Origin of the sequence: Actinoplanes sp. NPDC089786 (assembly GCF_040684855.1) — a bacterium.
Taxonomy (GTDB): domain Bacteria; phylum Actinomycetota; class Actinomycetes; order Mycobacteriales; family Micromonosporaceae; genus Actinoplanes.
Map to the genome: position 1 here is coordinate 363,339 of NZ_JBFBGU010000004.1, position 23,791 is coordinate 387,129.

Annotated in this window: 22 protein-coding genes; 10 read left to right on the forward strand and 12 right to left on the reverse strand. The window is 72.2% G+C overall.

The features are described 5' to 3' along the window. Positions 1–32: 32 nt before the first annotated feature. From AB0O15_RS18045 to AB0O15_RS18060, 4 genes are read right to left on the reverse strand one after another with little or no spacing between them, the layout of a single operon-like run. Positions 33–1,016, reverse strand: a complete 984-nt coding sequence (locus AB0O15_RS18045; RefSeq protein WP_364319635.1) for an NAD-dependent epimerase/dehydratase family protein — start codon at positions 1,014–1,016, stop codon at positions 33–35. A 32-nt stretch (positions 1,017–1,048) separates the two neighbouring features. Next, positions 1,049–1,675 carry a trimeric intracellular cation channel family protein gene (locus AB0O15_RS18050; protein WP_364319637.1) on the reverse strand — a complete coding sequence of 209 codons (627 nt, stop codon included), beginning with the start codon at positions 1,673–1,675 and terminating at the stop codon, positions 1,049–1,051. 23 nt (positions 1,676–1,698) lie between these two features. Next, a complete protein-coding gene (locus AB0O15_RS18055; protein ID WP_364319639.1) occupies positions 1,699–2,070 on the reverse strand; it encodes a contact-dependent growth inhibition system immunity protein in 372 nt (123 codons plus the stop codon). Further along, a complete protein-coding gene (locus tag AB0O15_RS18060; protein WP_364319641.1) occupies positions 2,067–3,416 on the reverse strand; it encodes a PLP-dependent aminotransferase family protein in 1,350 nt (449 codons plus the stop codon). Before AB0O15_RS18060 ends, AB0O15_RS18055 begins: the two co-directional genes overlap by 4 nt. A gap of 66 nt (positions 3,417–3,482) precedes the next feature. On the opposite strand from AB0O15_RS18060, the gene AB0O15_RS18065 reads away from it, so the two are divergent. Continuing rightward, positions 3,483–4,706 (forward strand): MFS transporter, encoded by a 1,224-nt coding sequence (locus AB0O15_RS18065; protein WP_364319643.1) that lies wholly within the window; start codon positions 3,483–3,485, stop codon positions 4,704–4,706. Between the two features lie 733 nt (positions 4,707–5,439). After that, a complete protein-coding gene (locus tag AB0O15_RS18070) occupies positions 5,440–5,715 on the forward strand; it encodes a sigma factor-like helix-turn-helix DNA-binding protein (protein ID WP_364319645.1) in 276 nt (91 codons plus the stop codon). A 326-nt stretch (positions 5,716–6,041) separates the two neighbouring features. Here AB0O15_RS18070 and AB0O15_RS18075 read toward each other — a convergent pair whose 3' ends face one another. From AB0O15_RS18075 to AB0O15_RS18085, 3 genes are read right to left on the reverse strand one after another with little or no spacing between them, the layout of a single operon-like run. Further along, positions 6,042–6,953 (reverse strand): sulfotransferase, encoded by a 912-nt coding sequence (locus AB0O15_RS18075; protein WP_364319647.1) that lies wholly within the window; start codon positions 6,951–6,953, stop codon positions 6,042–6,044. Beyond that, positions 6,950–7,831: a sulfotransferase gene (locus AB0O15_RS18080; protein ID WP_364319649.1), complete on the reverse strand. Its 882-nt coding sequence runs from the start codon at positions 7,829–7,831 to the stop codon at positions 6,950–6,952. The genes AB0O15_RS18075 and AB0O15_RS18080 overlap by 4 nt, the downstream gene beginning before the upstream one ends. After that, positions 7,828–9,030: a glycosyltransferase gene (locus AB0O15_RS18085; protein WP_364319651.1), complete on the reverse strand. Its 1,203-nt coding sequence runs from the start codon at positions 9,028–9,030 to the stop codon at positions 7,828–7,830. Before AB0O15_RS18085 ends, AB0O15_RS18080 begins: the two co-directional genes overlap by 4 nt. A gap of 90 nt (positions 9,031–9,120) precedes the next feature. On the opposite strand from AB0O15_RS18085, the gene AB0O15_RS18090 reads away from it, so the two are divergent. From AB0O15_RS18090 to AB0O15_RS18105, 4 genes are read left to right on the forward strand one after another with little or no spacing between them, the layout of a single operon-like run. Then, entirely contained in the window at positions 9,121–10,035 is a 915-nt protein-coding gene (locus tag AB0O15_RS18090) for a sulfotransferase (protein WP_364319653.1), read from the forward strand. Next, on the forward strand, positions 10,028–10,795 hold the full coding sequence (locus AB0O15_RS18095) for a sulfotransferase (protein WP_364319655.1): 768 nt from the start codon (positions 10,028–10,030) through the stop codon (positions 10,793–10,795). Before AB0O15_RS18090 ends, AB0O15_RS18095 begins: the two co-directional genes overlap by 8 nt. After that, positions 10,792–12,198 carry a hypothetical protein gene (locus tag AB0O15_RS18100; RefSeq protein ID WP_364319657.1) on the forward strand — a complete coding sequence of 469 codons (1,407 nt, stop codon included), beginning with the start codon at positions 10,792–10,794 and terminating at the stop codon, positions 12,196–12,198. Before AB0O15_RS18095 ends, AB0O15_RS18100 begins: the two co-directional genes overlap by 4 nt. Positions 12,199–12,248: 50 nt before the next feature. Next, positions 12,249–14,111 (forward strand): CocE/NonD family hydrolase, encoded by a 1,863-nt coding sequence (locus AB0O15_RS18105; protein WP_364319659.1) that lies wholly within the window; start codon positions 12,249–12,251, stop codon positions 14,109–14,111. Positions 14,112–14,713: 602 nt separating this feature from the next. Here AB0O15_RS18105 and AB0O15_RS18110 read toward each other — a convergent pair. Further along, a complete protein-coding gene (locus AB0O15_RS18110) occupies positions 14,714–15,307 on the reverse strand; it encodes a TetR family transcriptional regulator (RefSeq protein WP_364319661.1) in 594 nt (197 codons plus the stop codon). 58 nt (positions 15,308–15,365) lie between these two features. On the opposite strand from AB0O15_RS18110, the gene AB0O15_RS18115 reads away from it, so the two are divergent. Continuing rightward, positions 15,366–16,646 (forward strand): NAD(P)/FAD-dependent oxidoreductase, encoded by a 1,281-nt coding sequence (locus AB0O15_RS18115; RefSeq protein WP_364319663.1) that lies wholly within the window; start codon positions 15,366–15,368, stop codon positions 16,644–16,646. Positions 16,647–16,713: 67 nt separating this feature from the next. Here the strand turns inward: AB0O15_RS18115 and AB0O15_RS18120 are convergent, their stop codons facing one another. The 3 genes from AB0O15_RS18120 to AB0O15_RS18130 all read right to left on the reverse strand — a co-directional run bounded on the left by AB0O15_RS18120 (position 16,714) and on the right by AB0O15_RS18130 (position 18,704). Then, positions 16,714–17,361 (reverse strand): fasciclin domain-containing protein, encoded by a 648-nt coding sequence (locus AB0O15_RS18120; protein WP_364319665.1) that lies wholly within the window; start codon positions 17,359–17,361, stop codon positions 16,714–16,716. Positions 17,362–17,470: 109 nt separating this feature from the next. Then, entirely contained in the window at positions 17,471–18,172 is a 702-nt protein-coding gene (locus AB0O15_RS18125; protein WP_364319667.1) for an anti-sigma factor, read from the reverse strand. Continuing rightward, positions 18,126–18,704, reverse strand: a complete 579-nt coding sequence (locus AB0O15_RS18130) for a sigma-70 family RNA polymerase sigma factor (RefSeq protein ID WP_364319669.1) — start codon at positions 18,702–18,704, stop codon at positions 18,126–18,128. The genes AB0O15_RS18125 and AB0O15_RS18130 overlap by 47 nt, the downstream gene beginning before the upstream one ends. Before the next feature lie 158 nt (positions 18,705–18,862). Between AB0O15_RS18130 and AB0O15_RS18135 the strand changes: the two genes are divergently transcribed. Continuing rightward, positions 18,863–19,687 (forward strand): DUF4397 domain-containing protein, encoded by an 825-nt coding sequence (locus AB0O15_RS18135; RefSeq protein ID WP_364319671.1) that lies wholly within the window; start codon positions 18,863–18,865, stop codon positions 19,685–19,687. Then, complete coding sequence (locus AB0O15_RS18140) at positions 19,684–20,316, forward strand: class F sortase (protein ID WP_364319673.1); 633 nt, start codon at positions 19,684–19,686, stop codon at positions 20,314–20,316. The genes AB0O15_RS18135 and AB0O15_RS18140 overlap by 4 nt, the downstream gene beginning before the upstream one ends. 66 nt (positions 20,317–20,382) lie before the next feature. Here AB0O15_RS18140 and AB0O15_RS18145 read toward each other — a convergent pair whose 3' ends face one another. Continuing rightward, positions 20,383–22,413, reverse strand: a complete 2,031-nt coding sequence (locus tag AB0O15_RS18145) for a M6 family metalloprotease domain-containing protein (RefSeq protein WP_364319675.1) — start codon at positions 22,411–22,413, stop codon at positions 20,383–20,385. A gap of 139 nt (positions 22,414–22,552) precedes the next feature. On the opposite strand from AB0O15_RS18145, the gene AB0O15_RS18150 reads away from it, so the two are divergent. After that, positions 22,553–23,788 (forward strand): helix-turn-helix domain-containing protein, encoded by a 1,236-nt coding sequence (locus AB0O15_RS18150; protein WP_364319677.1) that lies wholly within the window; start codon positions 22,553–22,555, stop codon positions 23,786–23,788. The last annotated feature ends 3 nt before the right edge of the window (positions 23,789–23,791 follow it).

The window sequence follows — 23,791 nt, forward strand, 5'->3', positions numbered from 1 at the left end:
ACGAGCGTTTCGGCCCCTCATGCCGGTGGATGCTACCGGTGTTCCGGCAGGGTCCGGCCGCTCGCCTCGACGGCCTCGGCGGCCGGGCGGGCCGCCCAGCCGAGCAGGCGGCGCGCCTTGTCCGAGGACCGGATCCGGCGGCGCCCCAGGTTGACCACGAGCGCGCCGAGGTCGGGGTCGGCGATCGCGGCCTGCCGCACCACCTCGTCCGGCAACGGCTGCGTCGGCACCCGGCTCGCCGCGTCACCCAGCCGTTCCCGCAGCAGCCGCGCGATCTCGGCCATCCACAGGAACTCCCCGGTGCCCAGGAACCGCTCCCCCGCGGCGGCCGGGTCGACCATCGCCCGCAGGTGCAGATCGGCGATGTCCCGCACGTCCACCACCTCGAACCCGACCCGGGGCAGCCCCGGCATGCGTCCGGTGATCAGGTCGTCGACCGCCCGCAGCGACCCGAGGTTGGCCAGCGGCCCCCGCACCGGCCCGAGCACCCATCCCGGCAGCACGGTGCTGAGCTCGGTCTTGCCGCCGCTCGTCGCGATGAAGTCCCAGGCGGCCCGTTCGGCCAGCGGCTTCGACCGCCGGTAGGGCGTCGACAGCGGGTCGCTCACGTCGGTCCACAGCGTCTCGTCGGTGACCCCGTCCGGCGTCTCGGAATGCGGCGAGGCCGCGGCCGCCGACGACGTCACGACGACCCGCCGAACCCCGGCCGCGACGGCCGCCCGCAGCACCCGCAGCGTCCCCTCCCGGGCCGGCGCGACCAGCGCGTCCGGGTCACCCGGGTCGGCCTCCCCGGTGGTCACCGGCGACGCCACGTGCAACACGTAGTCACACCCGTCGACCGCCTCGTCCCACCCCTCGTCCCGGGTGAGGTCGGCCTCGATCGCTTCGGTCCCTTGCGGCGCCCGACCGCGATCCCGCACCGTCGTGCGTACGTCGTACCCCCGCTCTTGAAGCGCGACAACGCACCACCCCGCGAGAAAGCCCGACCCACCGGTCACCAGAACGCGTTCACTCATGCCTCTCCCAACGTGCCCGGAGGCGCCCGAGTTCAGACCCGGACCTTCGCGTGCGGGGCTCGCCAGTGGCGCAGGATGGCGACGATGCGCAAGGTGACGACGAAGACGGCGGCGCCGGTGGCCACGGCCGGGACGTTCAGGTCGAGGGAATGGGCGACGGCGACCAGGGTGGCGCCGCAGGCGGCCGGGATGGCGTACAGGTCGGAGTCGGTCTTGACCAGGCTCGGGGTCTCGCGGGCGGTGATGTCGCGCAGGACGCCGCCGCCCACGGCCGTGGTGACACCGAGCAGGACGGCCTGGATCGGGCCCAGGTGGTAGTCGAGGGCCTTGATCGTGCCGGTGACGCAGAACAGGCCCAGGCCGGCGGCGTCGAAGACCGCGATGGTGAAGGAGAGGCGCTGCACCAGCGGGTGGGCGAAGAACGTCACGGCCGCGGCGACCAAGGGGATGATCAGGTACGTGACCTCGGTGAACGCGGCCGGTGGGGTGTCGCCGATGATCAGGTCGCGGAGGATGCCGCCACCCAGGGCGGTGAGCAGGGCCAGCATCAGGATGCCGACGACGTCGAAGCCCTTCTGGATGGCCAGCAGGGCGCCGGAGGTGGCGAACACGTAGAGGCCGACCAGCTCGAGCACGGTCACCACGGTGGTTGCGGGCATGCCTGGGATTGTTCCGTCCCAGGTCAGCCCGCATCGAGGAAGGCGGCCAAGGCGCGTCGCAGGTCACTGCCGGGCAGGCGGACGCCGCGCAGGGCGGTGCTCAGGCGGTCGCGGAGGCCGGCGGGCCAATCCGTGTCGGGCAGCCGCAGGACCGTGGTGAGCAGGTCGCCGGTGTACATGTCACCGGACGCCGGCGGGTCGCGGACCAGGACGTCGACGGCGCGGGGCAGCAGGATCGGCACGGCGATCCGCTGGCCCAGCATGATCCGCAGATCTTCGGCGGTGAAGCCGGCCACGGGCTTGCGCCGCAGCTCGGTGCAGCGACGGATCAGCGTGGTGGCGCCGGGGCCGGGGTCGGGCTCCCGCATTCCCTCGATCTCCTCGATGGTCGTCACGGGCAACACTGTGCCAGCTCGGCCACGCCGGCCGCGATGCGGTTCTCGGTCATCTGCGAGTAGCCCAGCACCAGGGTCGGCGGGCCGGTCGTGAGGGCGTAGTCGGCCATCGTGGCCAGGGCGATGCCCCGCCGATGCGCGGCGCGGCGCAGCGCCGCCTCGTCGACCGTGCGCGGCAGGGTCACGGTCACGTGCAGGCCGGCCGCGATGCCGTGGATCTTCGCCGCCCCGAGGTGTTCTCCGATGGCGGCGACCATGGCGTCACGGCGGCGGCGGTAGCGCAGGCGCATCCGGCGCAGGTGCCGGTCGAGGTCGCCGCGCTCGACGAACCGGGCGAAGGCCAGCTGCTCGACCCGGGCCGAACCCAGGTCGGGGACGGTACGCAGGGCGGCGGCCAGCCACGGCGGCGCCACCAGCCAGCCCAGCCGCAGCGCCGGCGCCAGCACCTTGCTGGTCGTGCCGCAGTAGACGACGTGCTCCGGGTCGAGCCCCTGCAGCGCGCCGACGGCGGGGCGGTCGTAGCGGTACTCGGCGTCGTAGTCGTCCTCGATCGCCAGGGCCCGGTGGGCGCGGAGCCACGTGACCAGGGCGGCGCGGCGGGACGGGGCCAGCACCACGCCGGTCGGGTGCTGGTGGGCCGGGGTGAGCACGACCGCGTCGACGTCGGCGGGCAGGTCGCCGACGCGCAGGCCGAGGTCGTCGACCGGCACGTGGACCGGGGTCAGGCCGGCCCGGGCGACGATGACGGCCATGTCCGCGCTGCTGGGGTGCTCCATCGCGATCTTCCGCGCCCCGCGGGACCTCAGGGCATGCGAGATCAGGCCCAGGCCGTGGAGATAACCGCTGGTCACGACGGTCAGGGCCGGTGCGGCCACGACCCCGCGGGTACGCCCGAGATGGCCGGCCAGGGTCGCGCGCAGGGCCGGGACGCCGAGCGGGTCCCCGTACCCCAGCTCCTCGGTGTTGATCTCGCCGACCGCCTCGCGCAGGCAGCGTGACCAGGCCTCACGCGGGAAGGCCGACACGTCCGGGCGGGAGGGGCGGAAGTCGAACCGGTAGGCGTCCTCCCGCGGCGGGCCGTTCTCGGCCGTGCGGACGATCTCACCCGAGGCGACCCGCGGCCGGGCGCCCTGCCGCATGGTCAGGTAGCCCTCGGCGGCGAGCTGGGCGTACGCGTCGACGATCACCTTGCGCGAGATGCCGAGCTGGGCGGCGAGGTCGCGGGTCGACGGGAGGGCGACGCCGGCGCGCAGGCTGCCGTCGCGGACGGCCGTTCGGAGGTCGTTCTCCACCTGGCTGCGGAGCGTGCCCGGCCGTTCGCGCGACACCGAGAGGAGTAACTCCAACTGGTCCCCTCCTCGACCGTGTGACTGGACCTGTCTTTGGTACCAGTCCGAGGCGATCGTGGCTACATGCTCTTCTCCACCTCGGTAATCGCCCGGCTCCCGCTGGCCACCTTCGGCATCGGCCTGCTCGTCCACGCCCACCACCTGACCGGCTCGTACGCCGCCGCCGGCGCCGTGGCCGGAGCCCTCGCCGTCGCCCAGGGCGCGGGCGGCCCGCTGCTCGGCCGGCTGGTCGACCGCCGCGGCCAGACCACGGTGCTGCTCGCCTCGGCCCTGGTCGCCGGCGGCGCCCTGTTCGCCGCGGCCGCGCTGCCGGTCGGCACTGCCCTGCTGCCGTTGCTGCTGCTGGCCGCGGTGATCGGCTTCGCCACCCCGCCGGTCGGCGCGTGCATGCGCACCCTGATCCCGTCCCGCTTCCCGGTCCTGAAGAGCCAGCGGCGCGCGTACGCCGCGGACGCCACCGCCACCGAACTGACCTGGGTGGCCGGCCCGCCCCTGGCCCTGTCCCTGGGCGCGCTCGCCGGCACCGGCGCGGCCCTGACCTTCGCCGCCGTGGTGCTCGTGGTCGCGACCGGCCTCTTCGCGCTGGCTCCGGCATCCCGCGCCTGGCGCCCCGGCCCACGCGTCGCCGCCGGCCAGGGCGCCCTCTCCTCACCGGCCATGCGCGTCCTGGTCGTCGTGCTGGTCGCGGTGGGCGTGGTCTTCGGGGCGACCGAGGTGGGCGTGGCGGCCGCCGCCGGTTCGTCGGCCGGCCTGCTGCTCGGCCTGTGGGGCGTCGGCTCGCTGGCCGGCGGCGTGGTGGTGACCCGGCTCGGTGGCGGCGCGGCCGCCGGACGCGGCTTCGTGCTGCTGCTGGCCGGCCTGGGCGCCGGTCACCTGGCCCTGGTGGCCGGCTCGCTGGGCACGGTCGCCTTCGCCGTGCTGATCACCCTGGCCGGCTCGATGATCGCCCCCATCCTGGCCAGCGCCTACGGCATGGTCGACCACGCCGCCCCCGAGGGCACCGCGACCGAGGCCTTCTCCTGGCTGGCCACGGCAACCGCCGTCGGCTCGGCCCTGGGCGCGGCGGCCGGCGGCGCCCTGATCGACGCGGTGTCTCCCGCCGTCGCCTTCATCCTGGCCGGCGCCGCGGGCCTGCTGGCCGCGGCCACCGCCCTGACCCGCATCCCGGCCCGCCGGCCCGATCCCGTCGGCCGGCCGGTTCCCCTCGCCATCGGCCGTGGCCAGGACGTCGATCAGGGCGCCGCGGGCGTCCGCGCCGTGCTCCTCGCCGATCAGCCGGCCGGATGACACTCGGGGCCGCGCCGGCCGTCTGCCCCACGGTGACTCCGTGGGACAGACGACGCGTCAGCCTCGTCGGGGTTCCGGTGGGGAACCCCCGACAAGGCCGCCGATCACTTGGTGGATCTGCATTTGGGATCGAACTCGGCCTCGTGGCACTCATCCCAGCGGGTCGTCGGGTGACTCTTGTCCTGGAGCTCGATCAAAAGGTAGGTGACACCGCCGGGCACCGTTGACGTGAAGTTGACCGTCCCGACGGGAATCCAGATGTTGTTGGCCGGGCAGTAGTCGCTGCCGTCAGTGTCGGGTAGCGGTAGTAGTTGGTCACCCGCGTGTTGGCGCCCTGGTAGCCGGCGATGTACAACGTCGCGCACTCGCCACCGCGAACGAAGAACCTGGTGTTCGAGATGGTGACAGTCTTGAGCGACGACGACCAACCGACCGAACCCGTGGTCTGCACCGCGATGACGCCGGTGGAGTGGGTCAGCTGGGTGCCGAAGGAGGTCGGGGCGGCGGTTATCGGCGCGAAGCGCCGGGAGGGTGATCACGCACGCGGAATGAAGGGTGCGGGCAGCCGTTCTGGACGCGCCAGCGGCCAGGCTGACCGCGCCCGGCCTCGGCGAGAGCTGCGGTCTGCACGCCCCACCCAGGTGCGACATCACGCCCTTGATCTTGATCTTGACGTTGGGGGAAAGTCGGCTACAACCGTTCCCGCCGGATCTCCGTCGACTACCTGGCCTACGTGCAGGGGCGGCTGCCCACGTGGCGGCGGGCGGCCTATCTGCTGTGCGGCGACCGGCCGCCGGACCCGGAGCCGGTGCGCAGGGGTGATCCGGCGGAGCGCGAGACGCTGCGGGCCGCCCTCAAGAGGCTGCCGCCGCGGCAACAGGCGGTGCTCGTCCTGCGGTTCCTCGGCGATCAGCCGGTGCACGACGTGGCCCGGACTCTCGGGTGCAGCGACGGCACGGTGAAGTCGCAGACGTCGCGCGGGCTGAACCGATCGTCAAGGTCGGCGTGACCATGGCCCTGCCCGTCGACCCGGGCAAGCAGTACGAGGTCAACGCCTACAGCGCTGACGGCCGGCTACAGCGTCACCGGCGGCGAGAAGGTGGGCAATGAGCCCGTCGTCTGGCGCTGCCGGTGACCCCCGGCCCCTGATCTTCGCCGCGGTGGCACTGGTCACGCTGTCCGGATGTCCGGTCGTCGCCGAGGGCGCGAAGTACGTTCGAGAGAAACTGGACAGGCAGCGTACCGGCGAACCCACCGTCGCGGTCGGCTACACCGACGAGAACCACGCCGGCCTGGCCGTGACCATCCTGGTCGGCGTGGTCGCCGGGCAGTCGGTCAGACGGCGTAACCCCACTGGGTCAGGTGGTCGGCGATCACGGATTCGACGTCGGTCACCTGGCGCGGGGTCAGTTCGCGGCGGTACGCGTCGCCTCGGCCGCCGTGCAGCTGGTGCTTCTGGAAGCCTCGTTCGAACTCGGGGGTCCAGTCGAGGCCGAGGAATTCCAGGGCGCGGGTCAGTTCCTTGCGCGGGTCGAGCACCACGTCCTCGTACCGGAGGTCGAGCCACTGGCCCGGCAGCTGGGCGCGCGCGTCGGCGTACGCGGTCATCAGCATCGCCCAGCCCAGCCCGGCCAGCACCGGGAACGATCGCCCGGAGGCCTCCCACCGCTCCTGCAGGGGCCGCGGCAGCGGGCCGAGGTACCAGTTCGCCGGCCCGCTCCAGCCGTCCCACCAGCCCATCTGCAGCCAGGAGTTGACCACCGCGCGGCCGTCGCGCACCACGTTGACCACCTTGAGGTCGGGGTACGCGGCGGCGAGGAAGCCGGTGCGGGGCCACCCGGTCACGTGTTGGAGCAGCAGGTCACAGCGCTGGGCGGCGATCCGGCTATCGAAGAACGCGCGCGTTCTGGAGGAGAAGAACGGCGTCATGTCCGAGGCCAGCAGGTCCCGGCAGGGGCGGCTGAAGCCGGGCGTCACGTGCCGGTCGAGCAGCCGGTAGGCCTCCGACGGCGCGACCCGGACCCGGCCGCGTTCCAGCAGCCTGCGGCTGTAGGCCAGGGATGTCATGCCGGACGGGCGGGGCGCGCCGCGGCGGTAGAGGCGGCCGTTGCGCTTGCCGGTCAGGTTGAGTTTCGGCAGCTTGTCGTCGACCCCGGAGATGAAGCCGATGCCGGGGTGCCGGCACAGCAGCTCCTGCACCAGCGTCGACCCGCACCGGCCGGTGCCGGCCACCACAGCGAGACTCATCGAGCCCTCCGTCCGAAGGGGTAGCCCAGGCGTCGCAGCAACGGGCTGGTCAGGGCGGTCACCAGGGCGAACGACCGCGGCGACATGGCCGTGCGCCACTCGTCGTCGGCGCGCACCTCGACGCCGCCGGTGCGGTGCCGGACCGGGTTGCCCGCGACCGAATGCGTGGGCGCCAGCGTGAGCAGGCCGTCCTCGGTGAAGGGCAGTGGTGAGGAAGGCGCGGCGCCGGCGAAGGCGGCGATCCGGCGTACCCAAGCCTGCGGGTCTTGAACCAGGTCCTCGTAGCGCACGCGCAGGTAGGCGCCGCGCGACCAGCGGCGCAGCACGGCGCCGTTCCAGACGGTCCAGAGCAGCGCCGCCTTCCACACCGGGTGGCGGGTCATCAGGCGGTCGTCGCCGTCCAGCGAGCGGCGGCGGCGCCAGGAGAACGCGGCCGCGCGCGGGTCACGCACCACATGCAGCACGCGCAGGTCGATGCCGGGGAGACCGGCGAGCAGCACGCCGTACGGCGGGAGCTTGGACGAGTCGACGATGACCGCGCCGCCGGTGTGCGCGTGGATCGCCTCGTACAGTGCCGTGATGGTGGCGTCGTCGGGGCTCGGCGGCACCCGCAGCCGGTTCCGCATCCGCAGGCGTTCCCGCAGGCCGGCCGCGATCGACGCCGGCTCGTGCGGCGGCAGCTTGGCCAGCACCGCGCTCCACATCGGGCAGTCCGGCAGCGGCTGACCGCACCCGCACGGCCGCTGCTCGACCAGCCCGCGCTGCCACAGGTAGCGCAGCTCCCCGGCGGCGAACAGCCCGTCGACCTGGCCCAGCGCGGTGGTCACCAGGGTGCTGCCGCTGCGGCCGCTGCCGGCCAGGTAGAGGACGCGGATCACCCTGCCACCGACCCGTAGGCCGCGTTCAGCCCGGCCAGATGGTCGGCCGGGCTGAAGTGCTGCTCGACCTTTCTGCGGCCGGCCCGGCCCATGGAAAACGCAAGATCAAGATCTTTGAGGGTACGCTGCAGCGCGCTCGCCAGTGACGATGGTTCGTCCGGGGGAACCACCTCGCCGTCCACGCCCGGGGTGATCAGCTCGGGAAGCCCACCGAGATCCGTGCCGACGACCGGCACCCCGCAGCCGAAGGCCTCCAGCACGGCCAGGGGCTGGTTCTCGTACCAGCGCGAGGGCACCGCCACCACCGCCGCGCTCCTGATCAGCTCGTGCAGCTCGTCCTTCGGCAGGCGGCCGTGAAAATGTGTCCTTTTTGTCCGAGGTAGCTGCGCGAGCGCCGGTCCATCCCCCGCGATGTCGATGTCCAGACCCGCGATGTCGGCCGCCTCGATCAACGTGTCCACACCCTTCTCATGGGCCAGCCGCCCGGCGAACACCACGCCGCCGCCCGGCTTCTCCTTGACCTTGATGGTGTCCACGTCGACCGGGTGCCGCAGCACGCGCAGCCGCCCTGCGCCGACCCCGGCCCGGGTCATCACCCCGGCCAGGAAGTCGCTCGGCGCGATGAACACACCGACCCCGTCGTACGCCCGGAACCGCCGATGCAACCACGACTCCACCGCGAGCAGCGTGCTGGCCGACCGCGAACCGTCCTTGCAGGAACGCCGCGCCGCCTGCCACGGCCCACCGGTTACGCACGCGTCACACGGCCGCCCCCGGTCGAGCATCTGGTAGCTCGGACAGGCCAGCTTGTAGTCGTGCAGCGTCATGACCACGGGCACCCCGGCGTCCCGGCAGGCGGCGACCACCGAGGGCGACAGCTGGTGATACACGTTGTGCATGTGCACGACGTCGGGCCGGAACTGCTTCAGGGTCCGGGCGAGACCCTGCCGCGCCGACGTCGACCAGATCATCCGGGCCGCCGCCTCGGCCCGGCCGCGCACGCCGGGAGGCGGCGGATCCAGGTCCACCTGCGACGGGAAGTGCTCCTCGAACCGCAGGCCAGGGTCGTTGTCGACGTGGGCCATCCCGAAGAAGGCCACCTCGTCGCCGGCCCGTTCCTGCAGGCGCGCCACGTCGAACAGGTAGCCCTCGGCGCCACCGCGCCGATAGAGGAACTTGTTGACGTGCAGGACGCGCATTTATCCACAGGCCTGTCGTGAGGGTCGCGGGGATCGAGCGCGGTCACGCTAGCATTCAGCCGCCAAAGCCTGATGCATCGAGGAGGACGAGTGACCGGCGACGAGCCTTCCGCGCTGCGATATTTCGCCCGCCGCGTGGTCCGTCACGTCCGCTGGGCCCGACGCGAGGGGCTGGGCCGGCTGATCGCCGAAGACCGCCTCGACCCGCGCGAGCGTCTGCGGACGGCGTGGTCGAAGTGGCGCTGGCGCCGCGCCCACGGCGCCCCGCCCGGTCAGGCCCAGCCGGTCTACCTGGTCGGTCTCCAGCGCTCGGGCACGAACATGCTGGTCCGCGGCCTCGACGAGGCGCCCGAGGTGGAGGCGCGCAACGAGAACGACTCGGCCGTGTTCCGCCGGTTCCGGCTGCGCTCCGACGCCGAACTGCTCCGGGTGCTGGGGCGCAGCCGCCACCGGGTGGTGCTGGTCAAGCCGCTGTGCGACAGCCACCGGGTGACCGAGCTGCTGGCCCTGCCCGGGCCGCGGCCGGGCCGGGCGCTGTGGATGTGGCGTGACGTCGACGACCGCGCCCGCTCCGAGGTGGCCAAGTTCGGCCCGGCCACCCTCAACGCGCTGCGGGGCATCGCCGAGGGCACGATCGGGGCCGGCTGGCAGGGCGGCGGGCTCGGCCCGGCCGCCAAGCAGCTGATCGCGAGCTTCGACTACGACACCATGGATCACCACACGGCGGCCGCGCTGTTCTGGTACGTGCGCAACGACCTCTACTTCCGCCTCGGCCTCGACCGGCGGCCCGACGTGCTGCTGGTCTCGTACGGCGACATGGTCCGCGACCCGCAGGCCACCGCCCGCCGCCTGTGCGCCTTCCTCGACCTGCCCTACCGCCCGTCGTTCGCGGCGGGCGTGGTGGCCGGGCCCGCACGCGAGAAGCTGACCATCGACCCCCGGGTCCGGGCGATGTGCGACGAGCTGACCGGACGCCTGACCGCAGGGGTGACACAGCGTGGATAGTCCAATTTTCCTCGTGGGCTGCCAGCGGTCGGGCACGACGATGCTGCGGCTGGTGCTCGACTCGCACTCGCGGATCAGCTGCGGCCCCGAGACCCGGTTCCTGCCCGACCTGCGGCGCATCGTCGACGAGAAGCGCGACTGGCCCCGGCTGGCCCGCTTCGGCTTCGACCGCGCCGACTGGCTGCGGCGCATCGCCGGCTTCTTCGGCGGGGTGCACGCCGACTACGCGGCCAAGCGCGGCAAGGCCCGCTGGGCCGACAAGACCCCGCTGTACGCGCTGAGCATCGACTTCGTCACCGAGGTGTTCCCCGACGCGCAGATCGTGCACGTCATCCGCGACGCCCGCGACGTGGTCGTCTCCCACCGCAAACGGTTCGGCTACTGGTCGGCGGTCAAGTGCGTGGTCAAGTGGCCGCGCTACATCCGCACCGCCCGGGCGTTCGGCGCCCAGCTGCCGCCGGGCCAGTACCACGAGCTGCGCTACGAGGAGGCGGTCGCCCAGCCCGACAAGACGCTGCGGTCGCTGTTCGAGTTCCTGGGCGAGGAGTGGGAGGAAGGCGTGCTCGAGTACGCCGACCGCACCCACGACGTGGCCGACAAGTACACCGTGGAGGCCGACAAGCGACGGGCCGCCGCCGGCACCGACGCGGCCATCTACGCGTCGCGCGTGGGCAGCTACCGCCGCGAGCTCGATCCGTTCCTCCGCCTCCTGGTCCTGGTCTTTTCCGGCCCGATGCTCAAGGAGCTGGGTTACCGATGAAGCGCGTCCTGCCGGTTCTCGCGCTGCTCCTGCTGGCCGCGTGCACCTCCGACCCCGCTCCCCCGCCGCCGCCTCCCACATCCGCTGCCCCGGCCCCGGCCCCAGCCCCGTCGCAAAAGGGACGCACCGTCTTCGGCGCCCACTGGGACTGGAACCGCTACCAGCAGTTCGAGCCCTACCTGCGCAAGCTCGCCGGCTCCTCGACCTACTACGAGCTGAGCTGGTGCGACATCGAGAAGACCCAGGGCTCGCCCGACTGGGCGCCCCTCGACGCGATCGCCGCCAAGAGCCGCGACCTGGGCATCCACCTCGACCTGAAGATCCGCATCGGAACCTGCTGGGCCACCGGCGGCACCGCACAACACACCCGCGGCGAGGCCGGCAAGACCGAATCCCGGATGCCGCAAGACCTCGCGGCCTACCGGACCTTCGTCGAGACCTTGGTCAAGCGGTACAAGCCGCTGGGCGTGACCCGCTACGCGATCGAGAACGAGGTCAACGCGCAGCAGTACTGGGCCGGCACGCCCGAGGAGTACGAGACCCTGGTCCGCGCGGCCGCCGAGGCGGTGCACGCGGCCGACCCGGCGGCCCAGGTCGTCGACTCCGGCATCAGCAGCGTCGCCATGGGCATGGGCATCGCCGACCGGCTGCTCGAGGCCGGCCAGAACGACCAGGCGGTGGCGGCGTACACGGCCTACTTCGCCCGGCGCGTCGGCACCCGGGGCCGGCAGATCCCGCAGGTCAGCGACCCGGCCGGGCTCCAGAAGGCGCTCGGCAACCAGGTCAACCAGCGCAACCTGGCCTACCTCGCGGTCACCGACAAGCTGCTCGCCGACAAGGTCGTGCAGGTGCGCCAGCTGCACTTCTACGAACACCCGGACGGCGTGCCCCCGCTGCTCGACCTGCTCAAGGCGACCACGCCGGCCGGGGTGCCGATCTCGGCCTGGGAGGTCGGCCGGTTCGAGAAGTCGGCCGACGCCGCCCCCGCGGTCGTCGCGGACGAGATGACCAAGGTGACCGCGACGCTCGCCGCCGCCGGGATCGTCGACGTGGTGTGGCTGCCGCTGGCGTTCAACCCGGGCAACCGGGCCGGCGCCGAGGTCCGGGCCGGGCTGCTCGAACCCGGTGGCGCGGAACGTCCGGCCGGGGCGGCGCTGGCCGGGCTGGCCGGCGCGGGCCGTGGCGCCGTGGCGAGCCCGGTCGCCCAGGACGGGCTGGCCGGCGTCGCGTTCAGTGGTGACGGGACGCGCATCGTGGCGTGGTCGACGGCTGCGCCCGTACCCGTCGAACTGCCCGCGAAAGATCTCGAGAACGGCGCCGCCGTCAAGCAGGTCGGGACCGATCCGGTGCTGGTGGAGACCGATCAGCCGCTCGACAAAGCGTTGGACTCGCTGCGCGGCTGATCCGACACGTGCATATGGTCACGGTCCGGGGTGGCCCCTAGCCTGCGTACATGAAACGACTGCCATGGATGACCGCCATCATCGCGGTGGCCGCGCTGGTCGTGAGCGCCTCACCGGCGGTCGCGGCCGACACCCCCACGATCGTGGTGGCCAACGGCGTGACCCAGCCGGTCTTCGGCTACTCCGACGCGATCCGCGAGAAGCTGTTCATCGACTCCACCTTCGACAGTGACCACGACGGCCGGCGCGACATCATCGCCTTCGACGTGATCCGGCCCCGCGCCACCGAGCAGGGGCTCAAGGTGCCGGTCATCATGGACGCCAGCCCGTACTACACCACCGTGTGCCGCGGCAACGAGTCCGAGTGCAAGCAGGACCTCGACGGCGACGGGCTGCTGGACAAGTGGCCGCTGTTCTACGACAACTACTTCGTGCCGCGCGGCTACGCGATGATCCTGCTCGACATGGTCGGCACCGGCAGCTCGACCGGCTGCCCGACCACCAACGCCAACGAGGACAACCTCAGCGCCAAGCAGGCGATCAACTGGCTGAACGGCCGGGCCACCGCCCGCAACGCCGCCGGCCAGGTCGTCGAGGCCGACTGGGACAACGGCAAGGCCGCCATGGTCGGCAAGTCCTACGACGGGTCGCTCGCCCTGGCCACCGCCGTCACCGGCGTGAAGGGCCTGACCACGGTCGTGCCGATCAGCCCGCCGACCGAGTACTACGACTACGTCCGCTCCAACGGCGTCGTCACCCGCGGCAACGACTACGTGTCCGGGCTGGCCAACACGGTCACCAACCCCGACCGGCGGGCCTACTGCGCGCCCGTGCGGGCCGAGATCGGCGCGGCCGACGGCGACGACACCGGCGACTACACGGCGTTCTGGAACGAGCGCAGCTACGTCAAGAAGGTCCCCAACCAGACCGCCAGCGTGCTGTTCTACCACGGCCTCAACGACGACAACGTCCGTCCCGACCACTTCAGCAAGTACTGGGCGGCGCTCGCCGAGAACAACATCCCGCGCAAGGCCTGGCTGTCCCAGGAGGGCCACGTCGACCCGTTCGACGTGCGCCGCACGGTCTGGGTGAACACCCTGCACCGCTGGTTCGACTTCTGGCTGCACGGCGTGGCCAACGGCATCATGGACGAGCCCAGAATCGACATCGAGCGCTCGGCCGACACGTGGGAGACCTTCGCCGACTGGCCGGTCCCCGGCGCCGCCCCCACCGAGGTCTACCTCCAGCCCGGCGGCGACCTGGGCCTCGTCCCGGCCACCGGCCCGGTGACGGAGTCGCTGCAGGACAGCACCACCCAGTCCCAGGACACCATGATCCGCAACCCCGACACGGTCCAGCCCAACCGCCTGGCCTACGTCTCGGACCCGCTGACCGCACCCTTGCACATCTCCGGCACCGCACGCCTCCAGGTCCGCGCCGCCGCCGACAAGACCGACACCAACCTGGGCGTCATCCTGGTCGACTACGGCTCCGCCGAACGCGTGGCCCACCGAGCCTCCGGCGAGGGCATCACCACGCTGACCACCTCCGACTGCTGGGGCGAGTCCAGCGCCACCGACGACGGCTGCTACCGCCAGACCGCCAAGCGCGTGGCCACCGCCGACCTGGAGGTGGTGACCAAGGGCATCCACGACGCCGCCAACCGCCAGTCCCTCCGCGTAGCCGCCCCCCTGACCCCCGGCACGGCCTACAACTACGACTTCCCCCTCCTCCCCGAGGACTACGTCTTCCCCGCCGGCCACCGCCTCGGCGTCATCGTCGTAGGCAGCTACCCCCAGTACTCCAGCCAGTCCGACCCGAACAACGCCCACATCACCTACCAGCTCCGCTCCAGCAAGATCCTGCTCCCCATCGTCGGTGGCACACCGGCCGCCCACTCCGCAGGCCTGTAGCTCTTCTTCCGGGAGGGGCGACGTTGGCCGCGCCGCCCCTCCTTCACAACCCTCAGATCAACCGCTATGGGTACGCTCAACTCGCAGGCCCAAACGCACCACCGCGGAGCCGTGGCACACCGCGACCTTCGCGAATCCCCAGGCCGTGAACGCGTGTCTCGCGTGAGGGCCGCGCCACGCCGCGCATGGCCCGGCCCCGGCAAATCCCGCACGCCCGAGTCGGAACCCCAGAGACGCTCAGTCGCCGCGTCGCGTGACACCAAGGCCCGGATGACGCTCCGCTCCGCCGCGTCGTCGTTCGACTCGCGCCCAGTCGCGCCTTCCGTCTCGACCTCGGTGCCCCGGTTCTGATCTATCTGCCCAGCCGATCGTCGAAGACCCGCTGAAGTCTCGAAGCCCCGCGAAGCTCTCATGTCGCGTGGCATAGCGTGTCTGGCGTCCTAGGAGGCTAGCCCAGTATCTTGCCTAGCAGCCGCACAAGTTCTGCCCCTGCGCCCAGGCACCTGCCACCGCCATCGAGCGTCCCCAGGCACCTGCCACCGGCATCGAGCGTCCCCAGGCGCGTGCCGGCCGCCCCGGCTCGCCGATGATGTGACCGGTGGTCATCGCCTCGACTGGTCGCGGGCTGCTGCGATGCCGCCCTCCACGATGGCGACCGCGAGTTGCCGGGTCACCTCAGGGGTCACGATCTCCGGCGGACCGGTGACCAGGGCGAAGAGCGCGCCCCCGTAGGTCACGAGCATCGCCGGGATCGCGGCCGGCGGGATCGGCGTCCCCGCCGCGGTGTGGTGCGCGCCCGTGAACGCGACCATCCCGGCCGTCAGCTCGCTGATCGCCGCGGCCAGCGCCGGGCGCCGCAGGCTCTCCAGCCGCAGCTCGAAGATCGCCAGATACCGCGCCCGATGCTCCCCCGCCGCCAGCAGCAGCGACTCGGCGATCAGCGACACCGCGTCCCGTCTCGGGCGAGCGGGCGCCACCGCGGCGTCCATGTCGGCCCGATGCTGCTCGATCACCCGGCGGACGGTCGCCACGAGCAGAGCCTCCCGGGTCCGGAAGTAGTTCGACGCCGTCCCCCCGGGCAACCCGGCCCGCTTGTCGACGGCCCGATGCGTAACCCCGTGAACCCCCGACTCGGCGAGCAGCGCGATGGCAGCATCCGCGAGCCGAGCCCGGCGCTCTTCGTTGGGTGGCGGCACGTTCCCATCCTATGACACCATCCGTAGTACAACGATCGTAGTGAACGGAGACCCGCCGATGGAAATCCTGATCGTGGGAGCGGGCTTGGGCGGGCTGGCCCTGGCCCGCGGCCTCCTGGCCGACGGGCACACCGTCCGAGTCCTCGAGAAGGCGCCCCAACTCAGGACCGGCGGCGCCGCCGTCACGATCTTCAGCAACGGCACGGCGGCCCTGGCCGCCCTCGGCGCGCCGATCGTCGGCGGTGAGCCCAGAACGGTCGGCGGCGGCAACGCCGAAACGGTCCGCGAACGGGAGGTCGCAACGGTCGGGAATGAGCAGGCCATACCCGCCGACGGCGCGGAAGGGCGCATCGGCGGGCGGCTGGATGTGTTGCGCTTCGACGACGCCGGCGGGCGGACCGTGGTCGAGGCCGACCTGCGTGTGCTTGCGCGGAGTACCGGTTTCCCGGTCGTCTCGGTGCCTCGGGACCGGTTGAGCCGCCATCTCGCGCGGGGCGTTCCGGTGGAGTTCGGCGTGGAGATCGTCGACATCGACGGGACGACCGCGATCGACGCCGCCGGCGCCCGTCACCCGGCCGACGTCGTCGTGGGTGCGGATGGGCACCGGTCTGCCGTGCGCCGAGCGATCCTCGACCCCGCGCCCGCCGCGACCAACGGCTGGGCGACATGGCAGGGGCTGTCGCGGGTCCTCCCCGAGGTCGCCTCCGGCACGACCGGCGTTTGCGTCGTCGGCGGCGCCGGCCTGGTCGGCATGTTGCCCGCGGGCGACGGGCTCCTGATGTGGTGGTTCGACGTCCGTGGCCCGTTCGACCGTGAGCGCTTCCGCGGCTACGGCCCTCTCGTCGACCGCCTGCTCGATGAGGTCGCCGGCGAGGTGGCCGGCGACCGGGCGATCGGGCCGGCCGGGCCGGAGCCGTTTGAGCACGTCACGCATCGGGTCCCGATGAGGTGGGGGCGCGGCGGTACGACGTTGCTCGGGGATGCCGCGCATGTCTTCCCGCCGACCCAGGCGCAGGGCGCGAACCAGGCGTTCGAGGACGCCTGGCTGCTTCGCCGCATTCTGAGCACCGACCCGCCCGACATCCCGGCCGCGTTGCGACGCTACGAGAAGCTCAGCGCCAGGCGCGTACGCAAGGTTTCCCGCCGGGCCGCGAACGAGCGCACCAACCAGCCCCTCCCCCGGCCGCTGAGCGCGGTGACGCGGCTGATCCCGCCGGCCTGGATCGGCCGGGCCTACGCCGCCCAGATCCAGGGGATCAGCAGCGTCCTTCCAAACCGGGAAACACGCGACCGGGAAAGACGTGAGGCGGGGAAGACGGTGAAGCGAGGAAGGAGGTGAAGCGAGGAAGGAGGTGAAGCGAGGAAGGAGGTGAAGCGGGCGCGCTGCGCCCGCCTCACCTCCTTCGTCAGGGCAGGTCGATCGGGCGCAGCACCCGGTCGATGCCGTGGGCGATCTGCTTGTTGCCGTTGTTGACGTCGAACCGGACGACGCGCGGGTCGCGGTCGCTGCGGTCGGCGTCGATCAGCCGGACCCGCTTCCACCAGCCGCCGTACACGTCGACCTTGATCGACGCGCCGGCCGCGGTGGCCAGGGAGGCGCCGTCGGACTTGAGGGCCGCCCTGCGGTCGACCGTGGCGCCGGGGACGACGTGGTAGAGCAGCACCGACTCGACGGTGTCGATGCCCAGGCCGGCCACGGCGGTGAACGCCGCCTTCTCGCCGGGCAGCTTGCGGGTGTTCTGGATGTCGGCGACCAGCGTCTGGAAGGCGCGGTCGTTCGGGATGAACGCGGTCAGCGCCACCTTGCCGTCGGTGAGTACGCCGACGGGGCTGGACGGCTTGGCCTTCAGGACGGCCAGCACGGCGGCGGTGAGGATGTCGTAGTCGCCGCCGTTACGGTCGAAACCGCTCTTGTCCGCGGTCAGCACCGCGGCGAGCGACCTGGTGCCCAAGGGCTTGGGGTGGCCCTGCGCCTGGGCGGGAGCGGGGGCAAGAGCGAGAGCGGAGACGACAGTCGTGGCGGCCGCGACCGCGGCGGCTCGGATGAACCTCATCTACGTGCGTCCTTTCCGAAGTTCGGGTGGTGGCTTCGTCGCCACCACCCGGTCCTTCGTGCGGAAGCACCGCGTTGGATGCACTAAACCGATGCGCTAAATCGATGCGCTAATAGGTGAGCGTTCCGCGGAGCAGGCTGCGGCCGGAGTGCGCGGCGTCCCCGTCGTGCGGTTCGTCGCTGACGTCGACCAGCCGGTAGCGGTTCATGTCGACGCCGGACGGCACCGGAAGCACCGCGTCCGGCCGGTCCGGCAGGTTGCCGATCGCGACCATCTTCGTGGGGTCGTCCGGGTCGATCAGCCACACCTCGTGGAACCCGGTGGTCAGGGGCAGGTTGCGCACCTCGATGCGCATCTCGCCGTCGGACAGCACCCGGACGCTGCCCTCCGCGGACGCGGGAATGGCGCCCAGCGGCGCGAGGGTCGCCCGGGCCAGCACCGTCGCGGCCGGTGGGCGGCGGACGAACCGGTCGACCGCGACCGTGCCGGCCACCGCCAGCACGGCGGCCGCCGCCGCGGCGAGCACCGGGGTCAGCCAGCGGGGACGTGACGGCCGGGGCCGCTCGGCCACCCGGAGGGAACGCGGAGCGGGGTCGGTGATGTCGGCCTCGATGCGCTGCCAGATCCGCTCCGGCGGCGCCGGCAGGTCGTGCAGGTCCTGGCCTTCGGCACCGAGGTCGGCGACGGTACGCAACGCGTCGAGCTCGTGCCGGCAGACCGCGCACTCGGCCAGATGGCCGGCGTCGCCCGGCCCCTCGGGCTCCTCAGAGAGCGCGAGAAGGACCAGCCGATCGGGATCCAGATGCTGCACCGTCCACCTCCCATCGGCGACGTAGGTTCGCCAGTCCACGGCGAATGTGGCTCTTGACCGTACCGAGCGGGAGCCCGGTCACGGCCGCTATCTGTGGATGGGTCAGGTCGTCGAAGAACGCCAGTTCCAGGGTGCGCCGCTGTTCGGCCGGCAGCCGGTCGAGCTCGTCGGCCACCACCAGCCGGTCGAGGATCCGCTCCGGCCGTTCCGGCTCGTCCGGCGGGGCGACCTGCGCGCGTACCGTCTCGGCCACCCGGCCGTCCCGCGCCGCCGACCGGATCCGGTCGATCGCCTTGCGCCGCGCTATGCCGAGCAGCCAGGCCAGGATGGTGCCGCGCTGCGGGTCGTAGGAGTCGCGCCCGGACCAGGCCGCCACGAACGTCAGCTGGGTGACGTCCTCGGCGTCGGCCCGGTTCCCGAGCAGGCGCTGGGCCAGGTGGAGCACGGCGGCGCCGTGCCGCTCGTACGTCGTCCGCAACGCCTTCTCGTCACCGTCGCGCAGACGCTCGGCGAGCTCGTCGTCGGAAGCCATCGACCTCCCTCCCGCACATCGGTCCTTCCCCAGTCCTTCGTTCGGCGGGCCTCCGCCGGATGCACCGATTTCTCACACCGTCGGGGCGCATCCGCCGGCCGCGGCCACGACGAAGGACATGGCGAAAGTCAACCACGTGATCATCCGAAGGAGTTCCGATGCGCATCCTGCACCTCCGCCGCGCCGCCACGGTAGGCGCGGCGGCCCTGATCGCCTTCGGCACCGCGGGCGCGTTCCTGTCCGGCCCGGCCGCGGCCAAGGCCAACTCGAAGGTTTCCGTCGTGCACGGCATCCCCGGGCAGCCGGTCGACGTCTACGTCAACGGCAAGAAGACGATCCCGGACTTCCAGCCGGGCAAGGTCGCGGGGCCGCTCAGCCTGCCCGCCGGTGAGTACGACATCGCGCTGACCAAGCCCGGCGACGCGATCGGCAGCGCGCTGCTGAAGGTCGACAACGCCGAGGTGCCCGGGGGCGCGAACATCAGCCTGGTCGCCCACCTGAGCGAAGACGGCAAGCCGACGCTGACCCCGTTCGTGAACGACACCAAGAAGCTGGCCGCGGGCAAGGCCCGGCTGATCGTCCGGCACACCGCGGCCGCGCCGGCGGTCGACGTCCGCGCCGGCGGCGACCCGGTCTTCGAGGGCCTGACCAACCCGAAGGAGGCCAAGGCCGACATCGACGCGGGTACGGTGTCCGCCGACGTCGTGCTGGCCGGCTCGTCGACCCGGGTGCTCGGCCCGGCCGGCCTGAACCTGAAGGAGGGCACGGCGACGATCGTGTACGCCGTGGGCTCGGCCGAGGACAAGACCCTGGACATCGTGTCGCAGACGATCACCGGCCTGCACTCGGCGCCGGGCGGCGTGCCCAGCGGCAACGGTGGCCAGGCCGACCGCGGGCTCACCCCGCCCTGGCACGGCGTCGGCATCGCCGGTGTCCTCCTCGCCCTGTTCGGGCTGACCCGGCTGGCGACCGGCCGCCGATGAGGAAGGGGTTACTCCCCCTGGTGCTCGGCGTGGCCCTGACCACGACCTTCGGGATCGTGGCGTGCCGCGCCGAGCCGCCCGGGGACTTCGGCGCGCCGGAAGCCATGGCGCCGACGGCCCCGGCGGCCGCGCTCCCGTCCGTACCCATCAGTGACGGCCGGCCCCCGACCGAAGCCGCAGCCGACGCACCTTCGCGGCTCGAGGTCCCGGCTCTGAAGCTGTCGGCCACCGTCGACGCGGTCGGCATCGACGAGAAGACCGGCGACTTCGCGGTGCCGCCGAGCGTCGACCGGGTGGGCTGGTACCGGTTCGGGCCCGGCTTCGCCGCCACGGCCGGTTCGATCGTGGTGGCCGGGCACGTGGACAGCGCGGCCGAGGGTAAGGGCGCGTTCTTCCGGCTGGGCTCGCTCGAGGACGGCGACGAGATCACCCTGGCCGGCCCGGGCGGGAAGACCCGTACCTTCCGGGTGACGGCCCGTGAGCGCTACCGCAAGACGGCGATCCCGCTGGGCAAGTACTTCGTCCGCGACGGCGCCGTTCGGCTGACGCTGATCACCTGCGGCGGCCCGTTCGACCCCAGGACGCGGCACTACCGCGACAACGTGGTGGTCACCGCGACGGAGAAGTAGCGACGGAGAGGTAGGGCGGGCAGTGGCCGGAACGGGGAACCGGCCACTGCCCTGTTCAAGAAGGTCCTACTTGTCGACGCGGCACTGCTTGGTGGTGGTCTGCGCCGGGTCGGACTCGGACGTCGCGGTCAGCTTGACGAAGCCGGTCGCCACGGCCTCGGGGGTCGCGGCGACCGCCACCTTGACCGTCGTGGTGGCGCCGAACTTGGCCGTGGCCAGCTCGTTGGGCACCGTCACCCGCCAGCCGCGGCCGGCCACCGAGGCGGAGAGCCGGTACACGTCGGAGGTCAGGTACTGGGCGGCGTTCTCCGGGTGCTGCGCGCCGCCGGCCGAGTACGCGCCGGTGTTGGTCAGCTCGAACGAGCAGGTGACGCCCCGGTTGACCGGGTTGCCGCCGGAGCTGACCGCGCCCTTGCCGAGGGCCACGCCGTGCGTGCTGGGCCCGCCCGAGCCGTCCAGCGACTTCACCGCCACCGTGTACGACAGGACGCCGGTGTTGTCGCGCTTCACGTCCAGGATGTAGAAGTGCAGCCGGTTGGCCTCGTCGGTGTACTCGTACTCGGAGCCCGACCGCGTCCCGGCGTGGAACAGCGCGTCCGAGAGCTGCCGGTAGTCGCCCATGGTGATCTTGGCGGGGGTCCCGTCCGGGCGGATGAAGTCGACCATGTCGATGTCCTGCGGGTTGGCGTCGACCGTCCACACGAACGGCGCCTGGTCCTGGTTCTTGGTCTTGCTGATCATCACGCCGGAGTCGGGCGTGAACGAGTCGGCGCCCATCCGGTCGATCACCTCGACCGTGTAGTTCTGGAACCCGCGGCCGTCGCACAGCGGGTCGGTGTTGACGTTGCAGGCGGGCGCCCGGTCGGCGTTCATCGCCACGTTCACACCCATCAGACCGTTCGAGCCGGGTACGACCTCACGGGCGGTCACCTTGGCCACCACCAGACCGGACGACCCCAGCGCCTCACGGGACAGCCGCAGCACGTGGTCCTCGCCGACCAGCCCGATCTTCAGCTTGTCGCGCAGGGTGTGGGCCGAGCCCATCGAGCCGCCCTTGACCGCCGGGATCTGCCAGCGGGTGTGCGGGCCACCGGGCCCGTTGAACGATCCGCGGGACATCATCGACCAGGGCCCGGTGTACGCGCGGCGCAACGGCACGCCGTACGGGTTGTTGTAGTTGTCCCCGATGGTCAGCAGGTGGCTGAGCTCGTGGGCGTACACCCCCATGCCCGAGCTCTCGGCCTGGGTCGACGACCCGCCGCCGGCGTTGGGCCAGATCGTGGCGGCCGAGGCCCAGGACGTCCACTCGACGTAGCGGGTGCGCGCGTAGTTGGGCTGCGGCTCGACCGGCGGCCCGAACGGGTCGGTGACGGCCTCCTTGGTCTGGAACTTCATCTCGCCGAACTCCTGCCAGGTGGACGACTCGTCCTGGCCGGCGGAGAGGATGAAGACCAGCTCGTACGAGTCGGCCACGTCGTCGCCGACGTCGGCGCGCCACGCGTTCAGGGCGTCCGTGCGGATGTTGCGGTTGCACGTGTCGCCGGCCGGGCACATGCCCGGGTTCATGTCGTTGGTGATGCCGTACGTGTAGGACTTGGCCGGCATCTTGTACGCCCCGAACGCGGTCAGGTCGACGCCGTAGCGCCCGCCCGAGTCCTCCATCCAGTACTCGTGCAGGGTGTGCCCGCCGTTGAGCGTGTTCGGCGTGTTCAGCAGGTCGCGGTAGTAGCCGGGCACCGCCTCGCGGGCCAGACCGGAGACCGCGGGCTGCGGGTTGCCGAAGATCGTCGAGCCGGCCCGCTGGGTCACCACGAACGGCTGGTCCGGGTAGTCCAGTGTGACCAGTGCGATGTTGAAGTTGCGGACCGAGCCCTTGCGAGCCGGGTTGGGCCAGTCGGTGCCGGGCGGCCTGGTGTAGTCGTCCCAGGTCATCGCGTCGGGGTTCTCCCAGTTCTGCGGGTCGACCACCGCGAACGGGCCGGTCGCCGGGTCGGCCGGAGCGGCCTGGGCGGGGGCGGCGGCGAAGGTGGTGGCCAACGCGGCGGCGAGCACGGCGGCCAGGCCGGCGCGCCGTTTCCCTGCGTCCGTGAGCTGCATCACCGGAACGTAATGGGCGGGACGACGGAAGTGATACCTGCAAATGTCGGTAGGTACCGGTGTGCCCTTCGACAACTGATGAAGATCACGCCTTGAACCGTGACACCCCCATCGACAATCATCGGCATTCGGAGGGGTGATGCACGGGGACCTACAACGCATCGTCGACACCGTCGCTCAACGGGTCGGCCGCGCCGCGCTGATCGAGGACAGTCACCAGCTCGTCATCGCGTATTCGTCGCATTCGGAGCCGATGGACGAGGTGCGCCGGGAGAGCATCCTGAGCCGGCACACCACGCCCGAGGTGATCGCCTGGTTCCGGGGGCACGGCGTCCAGCGGATCAGGGCGCCCATGCGCACCCCGGCCGCGCCCGAACTGGGCCTGCTCCCCCGGGTCTGCCTGCCGATCGTCCACCGCGACCTGCTGCTCGGCTTCCTCTGGTTCATCGACGCCGACGGGACGATGTCCGATCTGGACATCCGCGCGGCGGGTGAGGCGGCGTCCGACGCGTCCCGGGTGCTGCACCGGGCCGGGCTGCTCGGCGACCTGGCGTCGCAGCGGGAGGCCGAGGCCACCCGGGCGCTGCTGTCCGACGTGGCCGAGAGCCGCGAGCGGGCCGCCAAGGAACTGCTGGAGGACGGCCTGATCATGGAGGACGGCCCGGTGGTGGCGATGGCCGTCCGGCCGACCGGGGACGCGGTGTTCGACGAGCCGGCGCGGGCCGCGGTGGAGCACGCCCTGGTGCTGACCCGCCGGTGGTACGGCGACCACGCCGCGCTGCACCTGATGCGCCGCGATCACGGTCTGCTGCTGATCTCCGGCGCCGGCCGGGGGCGGCGGCCGGCCACGGTGGCCCGCCATCTGGCCGACAGCCTGGACACGATCCGGCGTCGGCTGCCCGGCGTCGGCCGGACGGTGATCGGGCTGGGTGAGGCGTACCCGAGGCTGGCCGAGGCGGCGGTGTCGTACCAGGAGGCGGTGCGTTCGGCCCGGGTCGCGGCGCGGCGGCCCGACCTGGGCGAGGTGGCGGCCTGGTCGTCGCTGGGCGTCTACCGCGCGGTGAGCCTGCTCGACGAGCAGGGACTGGAGGCGCGGGACGTGCACCCGGGCCTGCTGCGGCTGCTGCGCACGGACGGCGGCCAGGTGCTGGTGGAGACCCTGGAGACGTATCTGGACCTGGCCGGGAACGCGCACGCCACGGCCGAGCGGCTCCAACTGCACCGGACCACGCTCTACTACCGCCTCCAGCGGGTCGAGCAGCTGGCCGGCACCAACCTCAAGGACGGCACCGAACGCCTCTGCCTGCACCTGGCCCTCAAGATGGCCCGGCTCGCCGCTCCGGCACCGGGCCGGCCCGGGCCGGAGTCGCCGTGACGT

Bases quoted from the DNA above. Each gene is read 5' to 3' on its own strand.
- AB0O15_RS18045 (WP_364319635.1), bottom strand. From the start codon at position 1,016: ATGAGTGAACGCGTTCTGGTGACCGGTGGGTCGGGCTTTCTCGCGGGG.
- AB0O15_RS18050 (WP_364319637.1), bottom strand. From the start codon at position 1,675: ATGCCCGCAACCACCGTGGTGACCGTGCTCGAGCTGGTCGGCCTCTAC.
- AB0O15_RS18065 (WP_364319643.1), top strand. From the start codon at position 3,483: ATGCTCTTCTCCACCTCGGTAATCGCCCGGCTCCCGCTGGCCACCTTC.
- AB0O15_RS18075 (WP_364319647.1), bottom strand. From the start codon at position 6,953: ATGAGTCTCGCTGTGGTGGCCGGCACCGGCCGGTGCGGGTCGACGCTG.
- AB0O15_RS18085 (WP_364319651.1), bottom strand. From the start codon at position 9,030: ATGCGCGTCCTGCACGTCAACAAGTTCCTCTATCGGCGCGGTGGCGCC.
- AB0O15_RS18100 (WP_364319657.1), top strand. From the start codon at position 10,792: ATGAAGCGCGTCCTGCCGGTTCTCGCGCTGCTCCTGCTGGCCGCGTGC.
- AB0O15_RS18105 (WP_364319659.1), top strand. From the start codon at position 12,249: ATGAAACGACTGCCATGGATGACCGCCATCATCGCGGTGGCCGCGCTG.
- AB0O15_RS18115 (WP_364319663.1), top strand. From the start codon at position 15,366: ATGGAAATCCTGATCGTGGGAGCGGGCTTGGGCGGGCTGGCCCTGGCC.
- AB0O15_RS18120 (WP_364319665.1), bottom strand. From the start codon at position 17,361: ATGAGGTTCATCCGAGCCGCCGCGGTCGCGGCCGCCACGACTGTCGTC.
- AB0O15_RS18130 (WP_364319669.1), bottom strand. From the start codon at position 18,704: ATGGCTTCCGACGACGAGCTCGCCGAGCGTCTGCGCGACGGTGACGAG.
- AB0O15_RS18135 (WP_364319671.1), top strand. From the start codon at position 18,863: ATGCGCATCCTGCACCTCCGCCGCGCCGCCACGGTAGGCGCGGCGGCC.
- AB0O15_RS18140 (WP_364319673.1), top strand. From the start codon at position 19,684: ATGAGGAAGGGGTTACTCCCCCTGGTGCTCGGCGTGGCCCTGACCACG.
- AB0O15_RS18145 (WP_364319675.1), bottom strand. From the start codon at position 22,413: ATGCAGCTCACGGACGCAGGGAAACGGCGCGCCGGCCTGGCCGCCGTG.
- AB0O15_RS18150 (WP_364319677.1), top strand. From the start codon at position 22,553: ATGCACGGGGACCTACAACGCATCGTCGACACCGTCGCTCAACGGGTC.